Origin of the sequence: Bacillus sp. JJ1566 (assembly GCF_036962685.1) — a bacterium.
In the GTDB taxonomy this organism is placed as follows: Bacteria; Bacillota; Bacilli; order Bacillales; family Bacillaceae_L; genus Ferdinandcohnia.
The window spans coordinates 1-14201 of the sequence record NZ_JBALOP010000062.1; the positions used below are offsets into that span (position 1 = coordinate 1).

The 14201-nt window shown below is 35.9% G+C and carries 16 protein-coding genes, 1 pseudogene and 1 riboswitch; of the genes and pseudogenes, 5 read left to right on the forward strand and 12 right to left on the reverse strand.

The window, feature by feature from the left end; all coding sequences use genetic code 11:
• The 7 genes from V7112_RS21305 to V7112_RS21335 all read right to left on the reverse strand — a co-directional run.
• Positions 1–274, reverse strand: a 274-nt coding sequence (locus tag V7112_RS21305; protein ID WP_335423547.1) for a TetR/AcrR family transcriptional regulator, incomplete at its 3' end; no start/stop codon positions are given.
• Between the two features lie 346 nt (positions 275–620).
• On the reverse strand, positions 621–917 hold the full coding sequence (locus V7112_RS21310; RefSeq protein WP_335423549.1) for a hypothetical protein: 297 nt from the start codon (positions 915–917) through the stop codon (positions 621–623).
• Positions 918–1371: 454 nt separating this feature from the next.
• A complete protein-coding gene (locus tag V7112_RS21315) occupies positions 1372–2259 on the reverse strand; it encodes a glycerol kinase (RefSeq protein WP_335423551.1) in 888 nt (295 codons plus the stop codon).
• Between the two features lie 534 nt (positions 2260–2793).
• Positions 2794–3705, reverse strand: coding sequence for an MBL fold metallo-hydrolase (locus V7112_RS21320; protein WP_335423553.1), 912 nt, complete (start codon positions 3703–3705; stop codon positions 2794–2796).
• A gap of 174 nt (positions 3706–3879) precedes the next feature.
• A complete protein-coding gene (locus tag V7112_RS21325) occupies positions 3880–4299 on the reverse strand; it encodes a hypothetical protein (RefSeq protein ID WP_335423556.1) in 420 nt (139 codons plus the stop codon).
• A gap of 68 nt (positions 4300–4367) precedes the next feature.
• On the reverse strand, positions 4368–5603 hold the full coding sequence (locus V7112_RS21330) for a replicative DNA helicase (RefSeq protein WP_335423558.1): 1236 nt from the start codon (positions 5601–5603) through the stop codon (positions 4368–4370).
• Complete coding sequence (locus V7112_RS21335) at positions 5603–6580, reverse strand: DnaD domain-containing protein (RefSeq protein WP_335423560.1); 978 nt, start codon at positions 6578–6580, stop codon at positions 5603–5605. Before V7112_RS21335 ends, V7112_RS21330 begins: the two co-directional genes overlap by 1 nt.
• A gap of 347 nt (positions 6581–6927) precedes the next feature.
• Between V7112_RS21335 and V7112_RS21340 the strand changes: the two genes are divergently transcribed.
• From V7112_RS21340 to V7112_RS21350, 3 genes are all read left to right on the forward strand, one after another.
• Entirely contained in the window at positions 6928–7254 is a 327-nt protein-coding gene (locus V7112_RS21340) for a cyclic-di-AMP receptor (RefSeq protein WP_335423563.1), read from the forward strand.
• A gap of 132 nt (positions 7255–7386) precedes the next feature.
• Positions 7387–7489: riboswitch (SAM riboswitch) on the forward strand.
• A 156-nt stretch (positions 7490–7645) separates the two neighbouring features.
• Positions 7646–7777: a hypothetical protein gene (locus V7112_RS21345; protein ID WP_335423564.1), complete on the forward strand. Its 132-nt coding sequence runs from the start codon at positions 7646–7648 to the stop codon at positions 7775–7777.
• A 16-nt stretch (positions 7778–7793) separates the two neighbouring features.
• Positions 7794–8207, forward strand: coding sequence for a hypothetical protein (locus tag V7112_RS21350; protein ID WP_335423566.1), 414 nt, complete (start codon positions 7794–7796; stop codon positions 8205–8207).
• 201 nt (positions 8208–8408) lie between these two features.
• Here the strand turns inward: V7112_RS21350 and V7112_RS21355 are convergent, their stop codons facing one another.
• Positions 8409–9413, reverse strand: coding sequence for a hypothetical protein (locus V7112_RS21355; RefSeq protein WP_335423567.1), 1005 nt, complete (start codon positions 9411–9413; stop codon positions 8409–8411).
• Between the two features lie 488 nt (positions 9414–9901).
• Here V7112_RS21355 and V7112_RS21360 point away from each other — a divergent pair, with 488 nt between their 5' ends.
• Both V7112_RS21360 and V7112_RS21365 read left to right on the forward strand, forming a co-directional pair.
• On the forward strand, positions 9902–10372 hold the full coding sequence (locus tag V7112_RS21360; protein ID WP_335423568.1) for a nuclear transport factor 2 family protein: 471 nt from the start codon (positions 9902–9904) through the stop codon (positions 10370–10372).
• A gap of 70 nt (positions 10373–10442) precedes the next feature.
• Positions 10443–10841, forward strand: coding sequence for a nuclear transport factor 2 family protein (locus V7112_RS21365; RefSeq protein WP_335423569.1), 399 nt, complete (start codon positions 10443–10445; stop codon positions 10839–10841).
• A 323-nt stretch (positions 10842–11164) separates the two neighbouring features.
• Here V7112_RS21365 and V7112_RS21370 read toward each other — a convergent pair.
• The 4 genes and pseudogenes from V7112_RS21370 to V7112_RS21385 all read right to left on the reverse strand — a co-directional run bounded on the left by V7112_RS21370 (position 11165) and on the right by V7112_RS21385 (position 13796).
• Positions 11165–12010, reverse strand: a pseudogene (locus V7112_RS21370) (AraC family transcriptional regulator).
• A gap of 188 nt (positions 12011–12198) precedes the next feature.
• Positions 12199–12627, reverse strand: coding sequence for a stage III sporulation protein AH (locus V7112_RS21375; RefSeq protein WP_335423570.1), 429 nt, complete (start codon positions 12625–12627; stop codon positions 12199–12201).
• Positions 12628–12828: 201 nt separating this feature from the next.
• Positions 12829–13293, reverse strand: a complete 465-nt coding sequence (locus V7112_RS21380; protein ID WP_335423571.1) for a DUF1648 domain-containing protein — start codon at positions 13291–13293, stop codon at positions 12829–12831.
• A 323-nt stretch (positions 13294–13616) separates the two neighbouring features.
• The gene (locus V7112_RS21385) at positions 13617–13796 is read right to left on the reverse strand and encodes a hypothetical protein (RefSeq protein ID WP_335423572.1); all 180 of its coding nucleotides are present in this window, start codon (positions 13794–13796) and stop codon (positions 13617–13619) included.
• Between the last annotated feature and the right edge of the window lie 405 nt (positions 13797–14201).

Here is a 14201-nt window from a genome sequence, read left to right on the forward strand (position 1 = left end):
CTCTTGCAAATCGGAGGCTAGCTACCCCTATGTCGTGGAAGGGTTTCCCTGAATTCTCTTCCGCTAAAAGCTGATAACTTAATTCAATGATCTTTTGCATGACGGCTTCAGTTAGCTCATCAACATTGTTGAAATTGACATAAATAGGTGCAATCGAACTTCCCAAATACTCCGCCACTTTCCGAATTGTAATCTTGGACATCCCCTCTTTCTTTGCGATTTCAAATGCTGCATCAATTATTTGTTCTTTAGAAAATTTTTTCTTTGGTGCCATAGTCCGTTCCTTTCTCGTTATAAATCGCATGATATAAATCATATGTTATATATCGTTGATTATACAATGAATTTGGAAATAACAAACCCCTTTTCTGAAAAATTCAGAAAAAGGGCGATGGGACATCCTATTTATAATGCAAAAAGAGACAAGGGGTTAGGCCTTGTCTAAAGTGTTGTGATAATGATAATTAATTATTTGTTTGCTTAGGTTGATACCGGTGGTCAGGGTCGAACCTACACTCCAGAAGAAACACTTTTTTTAGAAAGTGACCACTAACCTGGGCCTACCCCCGGTGTGGTAACGTTTTATACATTGGAGGGCTGGCTCCATATTTGACTTATACTTAGTCTTCGAATCTGAACTTTCTTGAACTTCCACCCTTACCGCTTACTTTACCATTGATGCTTTCCCCATGAACTCCTGCACCGACTTCTCCTTCAACGTTAGTTGATTCTTCGAACTCTACTACTCTAGATGTCTTAATTCTTTCTGTAATAACTTCTTCACGCCTTCTTCTCACTTCATTATCTTTCTTCTTTTCTTCAACCGCATCCGTAACTTCTTCGTAAACCTTAGTAGCAACAAACCCTGGAACCGATGAATATTTAAGACCGTTATAAAGGATTTTTTTTAGTTTCATGTAATTTCCCTTCCCATGCAAAATTATTAATTGTAAGTAGTTACATTTTACAATATTTGAATTTCATAGGACAAAATTGTATAAATTATTTTTGATTGTTTCCGCTAATTCCGATAAATCCAAAAGTAATTTCAGGACCTTTGTAATGGTTCAATAGAATGCAAAGTGTCCCTAGTATTAAAAACAAGCATAATAGACAAAAAAAACAGACTTACTGTTACTTTAAACAGAAAGCCTGTCACTACATTAAAATTATTATCTTATTAAGGAATTTAACTTATTCTTACCTAAATATAAAGGGGCGTGGTAAAACATTCACTACTTAAATTTAGTATTTGTTACATAATCCCTAGTGTGAGGATTGCGACTATCGATATTTTCAAAAAGGGTATATCAATTAACCTAAAAGGTAATCAAAATATTTATCCGTTTTATCATTGTATTAAATTATTTATCAATACGCCTGTATTCCAAACTTAAGTAGCTTCTTAGGCAATATGTCATCTAAATTTTTAATGTCATTATCATCTAGTTCAATCAAATTAAATCCATATTTTTCATAGACTCTTATTTTCTCTTTTTTTCTTTCTTTATATCTCTCGTCATTTTCTAAGCCCCAAAATTCAATGTATACTTTGCCTACTGGTAAGTAAAAATCACAATATACATCTTCTTCAATTGGAAGTTTTCGCTCGTAAGCATGAACTATTTCGGACATATACAACCAGTTATCTATTAGCATCTCTGCTCTAGAACGTACATAATGACCATCAGCACTTCTATGCTTCGCTTCAAACTTTTCACGAAATTCTACCGTAGTATTTTTACTTTCATTTTTTTCTTCGGAAGCAGAGTCCCCTTGAACTTCTTTCAATGCGTTGATAATACTCTTTTTTGTTAAAATCTCTGGGTTCCAACAAACATAAGGAATCCCCGTCTTTACATGTTCAAATTGTTTTCCACCCATTAAATTACCAAGTGGAGTAACTCTCCAACCCTTCACATCTTTTTGAACTAAGCCTAATTCGGAAAGAATTGGATTGATTCTAAACTTCGAAATTCCAAAATGTTTTCCCAATGAAGTAGAATTCAGCAAATTTTCTTCGTTCTCCAATTTTTGAAAGATGGAATTATTTTTCATCTCTTCATTCCAGGCAATGTATGTACCATACTGAGGATGTGATTTCACTATACCTCCATGTTTCTTTCCTTTCTCCGTTAAAATCCAGTTGTTTTCTTCTCTATTTATTAATCCATAATCAGCAAGTATTGCAAATACATCCTTAGCAGGAATCTTTATTTCCTTAGAGAGTGCTGTAGTTGATAAATATTTTACTGTCATTTCTACTACTCCTATCTAACTATAAATATATGTATATAGCGAAAACCAATTACTGTATAGGAAAATTATACCATACTATTAAACCGATATGACTGAAAACTCTTATCGTTCACTAGCTGCAGGAATGGGATTCAGATGTTAAGTGATTGTCATAAAGCTCAAGAACTTTGTATTGTTTGTTACAGGTAAACATGACTCTTACCAACTTACAATCACTGAAACAGAGTTAACAACACTTCAACAAAGAGGTCCGTATGCCCTTTATAGAAAAATTTGGAGGGAGCTAGAGCAACAAGGCCTTCAGATCATACGAGATTCTGGAAATTATTTAGGAAATTTATTTATGGAAAGGTAAGATATTTAGGGGATTTCAGGGCCTGACCCCATGCACAGTAATGCTTTAATGTACCTGGGGCCAGGCCCCTATATTCGCATACATCGGAAGACCACTCGGGTCAATTAAAAGCATCACTGGGGCGTAAACGAAAAGCCATGGGGACAGACCCCAAGTGCTCATTTTTATTTTATACACTTTTACAACACTGTTTCCCCTATTAGTAAGATTTTTAATTGCTCCTTCGGGAGTTGCCGTTTCTCCCATTCCTGTAATAAGCGCTCTAATGCTTCGGGTCCTGTGTCATCTGCTAATCGATAGGCACCATAATGCATGGGAACAAATTGTTTTGCCTTTAATTCTAGAAAAGCCTTGACACTATCCTCAGGGGAAATATGTGAGTCAGCCATAAACCATTCAGGCTCATACGCGCCAATTGGCATAAACACGGTATCAATCGTATATCGTTCAGCAATTTCCTTGAACCCTGGGAAATAGCCTGTATCACCAACAAAATAAAACGTTTGGTTGGGCGTTTGAAATATCCATCCGCCCCAATGGGAAGTATTCATATCGTTAATCGTTCTTCTTGTCCAGTGTTGAGCAGGGACAAATTGAATCTGTACACCTTCATATTCAGTCTTTTCCCACCATTTCATCTCGATTACATTTTGATAGCTTTTTTTCATAAAAAGTGACTTCAATCCTATGGGGACAAAATATAGTGGGTTTCCTGGTAGTTTTTTCAACGTTGGAAAATCAAGATGGTCGTAATGTCCATGGGATATCACCACAACATCAATTTCCGGTAGCTCCTTCAATTGAATTCCCGGTTCGGTTAATCGCTTTTCAAAACCCATTCGCTTTGCCCATACCGGGTCGGTAAGTATATTAAGCCCATTAAGTTGAAGCAAAAAGGTAGAATGTCCAATCCACGTGTAGGATATTTGACTTCTGTTTTCTCTAAGTTCTTCAATCCTTTTGTTTGGACATTGTGGAATATTTTTCGTTAAATCTTTCTCTTTCCTTCGTCTTTCTTTTTGCCACTTTCTCATATCCCGAAACGTTTTTTTGTTCGTTACGTTATTTAAATTGCTATACCTTGTTTTCATAATCTCACCTTTTAAATAGAGTGTAAAATTTTAAATAGATAGATTTGTTTATATCGATTATACAATAGAACGAATTTTTCATAAAATAGGCAATGCATATAACGACAGGTAGAATATAAGACCGTCCCCCTAGCTAGTGATACTTTAACACGATGCAAACAGGCACATTTATTCTTATTTTTCAAAATACCCCGCAAGAGCAGGAAAGGCTAAATGCTCTTTCCTCATGTCCCAAAACGTCGTCACTTTACAATCTCTTAGAATCTGAGTGTTTAGTGAATATGGATGACAATTTAACGGTGTTTGATTGATTGTTTTTACGAAAAATTCAACTGCCTCTTGTTCACATGCTGCAAATACAAACAAAAATTCTCGCTGATTCTTTTTCAATGCAAAAATGCCGATTTTATGAAATCCTAGTACATTGTTTTCAATCATTTCCCTTACCTTTGCATGGTCTGCAACGTTTAAATCTAAATTGGAGGCATCATCCTCTAATGAAATCTTGCCCTCTTCAACTAAATGATGAATGTAATGGGCCAAACTGATTTCTTCGTAGCAAAGTGCATCTATGTATAATTCTCTAACCTTCATGAGTTCCCCACCTTTTTTATTTGGTTGTGGGACACGGCACCTGTCCCGCATCCCAATCTTCCGCATTGTTATTGTCCAATCGCGCCTGTAAATTCATTGTATGTAACGGGAATGGTGCCCACTGGACCGTTTCTGTTTTTGGAAACAATGATTTCTAGAAAAGGATTTTCTGTATTCTTGTCATAATATTTTTCGCGATAGAGGAAAAGGATCACATCTGCATCCTGTTCGATGCTTCCGGATTCTCTTATGTCTGACATCATCGGTCGTTTTTCATTTCTCGTTTCGACTGAACGATTTAACTGTGCGAGACAAATCACCGGGCATGCAAAATCCTTTGCCATTGCTTTAAGATTTCTAGATATTTCGGTTACTTGTAGATGTGCATTGCCTCCGTACTGTTCAGTTGAGCGAATAAGAGTCAGATAATCAATAAAAATAATGGGTTTCATGTTTGGAAATTGATGCAGCATTTTTCGTGTCTTCGCCCTCATTTCTGAAACGGTTTGACCAGCCCCATCGAAAATTTGAATATTAGTTTTATTCAAATAGCCAATGACATCTGCCCAGCTATCCTTTTGACTTTGACTTAACAAATTCTTGGGGTCCCTCATTCTTAACCGATTATAACCGCCAGTAGATGCGATGAGGCGGGAGGTGATTAGTTTTTCAGGCATCTCCAGTGAAAAGACAATTGGCAAATAACCTGACCAACCGACTTCCTTCGCAAAATGCAGCATCACGTCCGTCTTCCCCATCGATGGTCTTGCAGCTAGAATGGTAACTTCTCCATCCTGGAAGCCTCCTGTCATTTCATCTAGCTTTTTGATGCCGGTACTGGAGGATTTTGTGAATTCTAGCTCCTGCCACGGTGCCTCATACATATGCACCAATGCTTGATTTAAGGATGTATGATCGTTCAGCTTCACCTGATTAATTTTATCCAATTCGTTGATTACTCTAGTAATCTCCCAATTCCCCATCTTTGCAAGTGTTAAGATATTTTTCTTTTCCCGCTCTTTCCAAAGGTCAAGAATCAGCACCTCAAGTTCTTCAAATTTTTCAATATCCGCGTGTGCCAGCAGGCTTGAAAGGTAGGACATGCCACCGAAGTTTTCCAGATCAGGGATAGTTGTTAATGAAATTAAATCGATACCCTTGCCCGCATGACTAAAGTCAATCATCCTTCGCATTAACTCTTGATGCTTGTTTTCCTCAAGCTGTTCAGGATGAATGATTGTATCTTTAAGTAAATAATTTGCCTTGATTAAACACCCTAAAAAGGCGGTTTCTGCAAAGTTCATCAGTCCTCACCTGCCGTTGGATCAAAATGGTATTGACTAGGGATTGCTCTACCCGTTTGTATGGTTTTGGCTGATTGTCCTTGCATTTTACTCTCGTCATGCAGGTCAATTTCAGCAACCGTTAGCAATGATTCGTTTTCCCAGTTTTTCAGAATGCCAACTACATAGTTTAGCCTCCGCTTATTGTTGGCACAGGCAATGTCCATCGCTTTTAAAATCACCTCTTTTGGATATAAAAAGCTAGAATCATCTAACCAAGCTAACAGCTGCTCCTTAGCATTCACGTTCGACACCCCAAACCCATTCTGATCCCAAAACTCCACAATTTCTCGAATCTCCTCTGTCTTTGATTCATCATCTACACTTGGATAAAGAACTTGTTGTTGTTGTTTTTCTTTTTGTTTTTCTTTTTCTTTTTGTCCACGTATCGTATAACGAGTCGTCAACGTATCGTTGGAACGCGTTGTGGGACAGAGGGACAGATTCGTTGTCCCAGGCTGAGCAATGGCCTCATCGTAGTGGTAAAAAGATGGTTCTGTGTTCTCATCCAAATGATTTTCATAAAAAGATTCATAGAGCGATAAAATATCTTGTCGATCGATATTTTCAGCAACATATTCGATAAGCGAGGGATCCTCCACTTCCTTTAGCTCTGAAAAAATACAATCCATCATCGGTTTTCCGCCTTTATGTAAGTTGCATTTTCCCCAGTTCTTAATCGCAAGTTCTCTTGTATTGGGATTGTACTGAATCATCTTGTGATGATTGATAAACCGATCCATTAGCGAATGAACCGTCTCAATGGAGTAGCCCATATCAAAGGCCATTTGTTTTTTCGTAATCCGATAGATTCCAATTTGAGTTGTATGTGGATTTGTAAGAAGATATAAGAAAAAGTATTTATCCTCCGGTGTCATTTCCTCCGAAACCACCGGATTCATCCAAAAATCAGTCCTCACCATTCTGTACTTTGCCATCACTATCACATTCCTTCCTATTCGGGTCAGAGGGACAGGTTCCGTGTCCCGAATATCTACATATTGAGGGGAGCTGGCATTAAGCATTTAAGTGATATTTGAATTACCCCTCGTCTAAGTTATAGACAGGGGTTCAAAAAAAGGGGCATCTTTAATTGTGAAAGATTTGTAACAGTGTAGATGGCGCATATCAATTACTGGCAGAAAGATTGAGTAGGGTACCCTTTGAGTGTTTGTGGGAAACAAATATATTTACTTCGAGGATGGATTTGTAGCAGCTATTAAGGTGGAAAAAATAATATGTGATAAAATTAGGTCATAAAAGAATAAATAAGGGGTTTTATTTCATGAAACTAATTATCGCAATTGTTCAAGATCAAGATAGTCAGGCTATGACGAAAGTTTTTATCAAACATAATATCCGGGCAACAAAACTTTCTAGTACGGGTGGTTTTTTGCGTACAGGTAACACAACCTTTTTGATTGGAATAGAGGAGGATCAAGTTGACGAGGTATTACGTCTGATTGAACAAACTGGAAAAACACGGGAGCGAGACATTCCTCCAATTTCACCTTTAGGAGGTAGTCCGGAGAATTTTTTACCTGGTCAGCGGGCCCTAGTGGGTGGAGCGACGGTTTTTGTTTTACCAATTGAACAGTTCTATCGTTTTTAATTTGTATGTGAGTTGGAATACATTGTAAGGCGTGAAAAAGAAAAAAATGCTTTATTCATTTTTTTCTACATATCCAAGTTATTAATTTGACAGTTCCCTAACTGTTGTAGTTATACTATATTTAATTCAATAAGGTTATCAAGAGTGAACGAGAGTCCTGGCTCAATGACTTCACAGCAACCTGCCAATAGGCAAGGTGCTCCAACCAGCAAAGCATTGCTTTTAATGATGACGATCGGCTTAGGACTCTTTGTTGCGTTCATATGCAATGAAGAGCCTTTTTCGTTGCCTTCATTTTAGTACCCATCGTTCTAATAATTAGGAGAAAAAAAGATGAATACTTTAGGATTTATAAGAGGAATGATTAAAAAATATGGTGGGAGAGAAATTTTTGATTCATGTTGCGACTTGCGTTGAACAAGAGCTGCAGGAATGGGATCCAGATGTTAAAGTGATTGTCATGAAGCTCGAGAACTATGTATTGTTTTTTACAGGCAAAATTATCATTTATACTATTTATTAAGAGGGTGGTGAATAAGTTGGAACAAGAAACGATGCTAAAAGAAATCTTACATGCTTTTAAACTGTTTTCCGAAAGAATAGACAATAAGCTTGAAAATTTGAAACACCATTTGGAATTTAAGATGGATAATATGAAACATGATTTGGAATCCAAGATAGACAATATGCAGATAGAAATGGATTTAGGGTTTGCACGTGTAGATGAGCGACTGGACAGATTAGGAAAGAAACAAGAAGGAATGCGTGTTGAGTTAACAGAAAACAAAGAAACAGTAGACTTTTTATTAAACAAAACCGCCCAGCATGAGAGAAAGCTTCTACAGCTCATTAATCAGCAATCATATAATTCCGCTCAGGTTGCTATTTTCCAAATAATAAAAAGAAGGTTACATTTATGTAAAAAGAAGTACAAAACATGCCAATCTTCGTAACATGGAAGGCTCTTCCTTCTCCCCATTTATTTAAGCATTTTAAAGGAAGAACTCTTCCATGTTGAAAAAAGCTAGTCCCACTTATTGATTTAAATATTTCCTAAAGAAAAAAATGACATCCTCATAATCTAGATATGTGTCCTTGGCTAAACGCCCGATTTTATCTGTTAAAGCTTCACACCAAATCACTTTCCCTTCCCATTACCCCCTCTCAAACTCAAATTCAAAATCTAACTCTTCATAACATTCATCGCAATAAAAATAGCCGTCCGGCACACGACGACTCCATTTCTGATCTTCAACTTGTTTACATTGTGGACATTCCACTTCATTGATCAACGATACGTCATTTATTAACGATTCCTCTTCGGTTAGTGCATTGTACCAATCCAATCGCTGCATGGAATCGGTGGTAGACCATTTGTTTTTATTTTCCTTATTACGGTATTTACGGTTGGTGCGAATGAATTCTCTTAGGACTTCCGGTCTGTTTCCCTTTCGCATGACATCATCACTTATTTCAATAGAAAAACATTCATTAGAAGGCGGAAGTATCTTTTTACACTGTTCCAGTAGTTTTTCAAGTTTTATAGACTCTTCCTTCAATATCATAAGCATGCGATACATTTCGCTGGCAAGTGGACCATCGTCCCCTCCATTAAATAAGACGGTCGAATACTCACAGACATTTAATATGCTATACAAATCCCTTAAAATCATAGTTAAATCCAAATGAATTTGAAAGTCTTCCTTTATGTTTTGGTTCAAGTAATAGCGATATCTTCCTTTTAATTTTTCAAAATCCCTAAATAAAAACAGGTATTCGTCAGCATAAGAATCGTAATGTGTGACAGCTTCCAGTTCATCAAAACAATCGCTATCACAATATTGATGATGGTCAATGTCAATAAGATAGATGTCGTCTAATGGCGAAAAACAGTTGGTGCAATATCCCCACTCCGATTTTGCTTTCCAAGTTTTATCCTCGTAAATGAGCCAACCTTCCTCTGCAACAATTCTCAACATGCGTCCAATATAACCTGTTATCTTTTGTTTACCTACTGTATTTTCAATCACTTTGTACAATCTATGATTTTCTGCCTCTAATCTCTGTAAAACCTCTACACTCCTTCCTTCTACGTCCTTTTTAAAATATTCCCTGCAAAACTCCTTAAAATCTAAAAATTGCTGTTTTTGAATTAACATTCTACCTCCCCCTTCATTCAACAATATACATACGGCTAATTTATTTTGTTACGCAATCGTTTCCCTTGCTTCAGAAAGTCCATTTGAACCGAAATACGGTAATGTATTCCCAATTTAGTGTAAGGCACTATCAATTTATGAAATCATTCATTTGAACAAAAAAAATTCCCAGACGGGGAGACTAGGAGCCTAATTGTTCCCGGTGGAAAAGACAGTTTTTATTGATATTACTGGGGTATGAAATGATTTTTTTCACAGGTTAAGAAGTTTTTTTTCGAATGATGGTTAGAATAAATCAAGTGCTTCCCCCTCCCACCCTTCGTTCTAAGCACCAAAGTAATTTCCATTTTTCAGACAATTTTATTGAAGTGTTGGATAAACGACATTTCTCCATTTCTATTGGTACATTCGTTTTTTTCCTCCTGTTACTATAAAGTTACAAAGCAGTTGCAAAACAATTTTATTAAAAAATGAGAGGAGAATGAAAAATGAATATGCAATTTGCAAAAACACTTTTGGACAATTTTACTTATGAGGGTCAGGATAAAGCCTTGGCGATGTTTACAGATGACGGTGTATTTGAGGACTTCACGATTGGATTTCGCATGGAGGGTAAGGAGCAACTAACCTCCCTTTTCCATGGATTCTTTGATCCTGACCAAATGAAACATAAGTTCACTGCCCTTAGTTACAAGGGCAACGAGACAGGTGGTGCGATTGAGTACACATGGGAAATGCAAACGAAGGAATTTATGGGGGTTCCAACAAACGGCCAACTAGTAAACCTTCGTGGCACTATGGTAATCACCTTGAAGGATGGAAAGATTACGAGTCTTATCGACTACTATGATGCTGCTAGCGAAATTCGTAAATTAAAGGAGAATACCCAACCAATCCAGGCTAAAGAAAATAAAATCACTCGATTATTCAAAGCTTTATTCAAACGAAAAGCAAGCTAAGCTATTATTTTAAAAACGAATGAAGTACCCAAAATATTATCTTATAAAAATCTTGAGAGGAGAATTAAGTATGAATTTACAATTTGCGGAACAACTTTTAAATAATTTTAACTATGAAGGTCAAGAAAAAGCGTTACATATGTTTACGGATGATGGTGTTTTCGAGGATTTTACTTTCGGATTCCGCATGGAAGGTAAAGACCAATTAACTTCCCTATTTAGTGGATTCTTTGATCCAAGTCAGATGAAGCATAAGTTCAAGGCACTGAGCTACAAAGGTGACGAGAATGGTGGCGCCATCGATTATACATGGGAAATGCAAACAAACAAGTTTTTGGGTGTTCCTACCAACGGTCAACCGATTAACCTTCGTGGAGCTATGGTCATTACGCTACGTGATGGGAAAGTTTCCAGCCTAGTTGACTACTATGATGCTGCTGGAGAATTGCGTAAGTTGGGCGGGCTCTGAAAAAAGAGGGGACGGTTCCGACATTTCACAACGCTATCTTGCACCAATTTAATCGATATTTGGAATGCAAGTTAATCGCCAAATTTCGTGAATTTTCTACGCTAAGTGAATATTAATCTATAAAGTCGAATTCCTCTTACGAAGAATTCGGCTTTTTACGATAGTTTATTTTACTAAAGCCACCCTTTAAGTACACTAATTCACAATTTTACTTGCTTACTTAAGTTATGCAAATAATAATGTAGAAATGGAATAAAAAAGGAGGCTCTAAATTTGCTGGAAGCTCCCTTCTTCTACTTTTGAGTCCTTATTATAATATGTAATTATTTAGGGATTACGGGAACCCAAAGTTCGTTTCTTGGTTTATGCTTTGGTGGATAATAACATTCGATACAAGGTATATCAGCCAGTTCATATCCAGAAGTTGGGACCCATTCTGTGTATAATCGCTTCCATGCATTCGTTATACCTGGAAAAACAGCCCAAGTACGGTGGGTAATAAATAGCGTTTCCATATCACTTGGTACCTCTTCATCATATCGAACACCCATAAAGTATGTAAATTCTTCATCCTTAATGGCTGCCTCTTTTCCACAAACGCCCAAAAGACTTTCAAGAGTGCATTTTGGTTCTTCCCATGACATATCAATCAATTTTTGCATAAATCCATCTTTTTTGGCACTACTCCAAAGCGTAGGAATTGTTTTAAAGGCTCTACTTGTTTTGACTACCTTACCTTTCCCTATAACTTTTAAATCAAAATTAAGATTCTCAATCCGATACTCCATTTCGGTATCCCCTTTTATCGAAATTTGAAAAGAAGTTCTTGGAAAGGCTTTCAATTTCACTAATTCATTACGAACTTCAGAGGGTTTAATTCCATGTATCTTTTGAAAAGCACGTGAAAAAGAATCAGCAGACTCATAGCCTTATTTAATTGCTACGTCTATAATTCTAATGTCACTTTTTTGAATATCAAATGCAGCAAGTGTTAAGCGTCTCCGTCTGATATATTCAGATAGAGATATTCCCTAAATAGATGAAAACATCCTTGGAAAGTGATACTCGGAACTATGAGCTATTTGTGCAATTTTTTTATAATTTATATCGTGATCCAGATTATTTTCAATGTAATCCAAAGCACTATTCATTATATCTATCCAATCCATTATTCCTCTCCTTCCACTTATTTAACTTACAGGAAAAGCTATTTATTTATCCGACATTTCATGCACAAATATGTCGAATTATTTCCATACCACTGACTTAATTCTATTACATTCAAGAAATTTCCTTCTTATGCTAACCTGCTTCGTTAGCACAACAAGCGTTTGATGTTGTTACGCTATCGCACACTTTACTTTAAAAAGAAACTTTTCCATAAGGTTTCATCAACCAGAAAAAAACCCTCGTGTGAACATCCAGCCAATAAACATTTATTATTATGATAAAACATTAAGTCTTCTGGTAGTTCTGGGCTAATCCAATCAAAAAGAGAATTGCTATATTCCTTCAAAAATAGCCTTGTAGCATTATTCATCTGAAAATAAAAAACGTATGCTGTATCCCCAGAAAGTTTTGTGGTTTCCCATTCTCGTTGAATTTTCCGTTCGATTAAATGTCCTTTAATATCGACGATCAAATTATCAACATAGGCAAGACGTTCTTCTTCAATCTCCATTAACTGTCTATTCTCAACAAAAGCAAAACGATTACAATGCTTTGATAATATGTCTATTAATCGTTTATAACGTTTGCCCTTTACATTTTCCGTTATCATTAGCATACAAATTCCTCCTTAAACAGCTCTTCAACTAACCTTCTCCCCCTAATAATTTTACAAATTAGCATCACTTTAAGTGTCATCATTATTTTTCATAGATAGTGGTTATTAGACAAACCTGCCCCGTTACTTGAATAATAATCAAAGTCTTATTTAAAACGACTTAAACTGTTCAATAATATATTGAATTAATTTAGGTAATATCTAGTATTTCAATGTTGATGCCCAAATTAAAAGATAAATGGGAGCAATAAAACAAATAGCCAAAAGAGTGAGCGAGATTATAATAGGTAGACTAGAATCGATGCCGAATGAATATCTTAGCAATGCTTCGTTAGCTAATATAAAGGATATAAAACTAAGATTTTGAATCAGTATCATTACTTTTCCAGTTCTTGAAAACTGAATTTCTTTATTTGCTTCAGTTAAATTGATATAGTTCAATTTTTCTGGCTTTTTAACTAATAAACCAATAACCAACCAAATGAAAATACCCAAAATAGGCATTATATACAGGATGTATTTCGGACCCCAGTTATCTGGAGTGTTGTTAGTAAAGTGTATTGCGATACGTTCGGGAATATCTGCCCAAAGGTAGAATAATTTAAAAATATGGTAGCAAAGGATAGTAATTGAGATTATAACAAGTGTTACTTTAAAATGTTTCATTTTCAATTTATCACCTTTCATACTTAAAACTTTATTGCACAATCCTGCTTCGTTACTTCAATAAGAAAGAGCGACCTTCGTTATTGAACATCGCACCCGATCCATTAATTTTTCAAGGTTAAAGCACTACTAGTTATCTACTTGTTTTTTAGTTACAATACCAATGTATAGTAACCATTTTTCGATTCTATCTAATAAATTCATCCCCTTTGCCCCCTTTATTAGCTACTGATTTAATTTACGATAATAAACACTATAAGTTTCATCCTTATTCCATTAAACTGCTCCTTAAGTTGATTAATGGTTTTTACTACTTGATTGGTCTAATTTTCAATCACAATTTCTCCTTCACCGTTTGGTATTTCGAAACCATTAAGGTAAGAAGTTAAAATTTCTTCTGAAATAGGAAACGAGTTTGCATCAAATCGTTTGTTACGTAACTTAAGGCGTTCGTGTAAATCATTAGGATGAACTTTTAAATCCTCCTTGTTTTTACCTTTCAATGATCACTCTTTTTAAAAATCGATTTTGTGCAAGACTTTTAAAAATATTTAAAAAAAGAAATAAAGGTGTCTAAAAAAATGGTTAGTCCCGATTGTTCTAGACACGCTCACAATGTAAGGAAATAGATAAATTCATACATTCATCAAAAGCAAAAAATCCACCTTAACAAAAGTGGACTAGTCTATTTGTTATTCAATTAAAGCTACCCGTTAGCCATCCATGAAGCGAACAAATCATCACATCACCACAGAGAATGAAAATATCCTAAGATGTCTATAATGGTCCTTAACACAGTTTATCAATCTATAGATCAATGAATAGCAGCCCTTTTTTTTTACGAATTAGGAGGGTCTTCTTTGATGTTGTCTCTTTTTGAAATTAGAGAAGTTTATTTTCATGGTAGT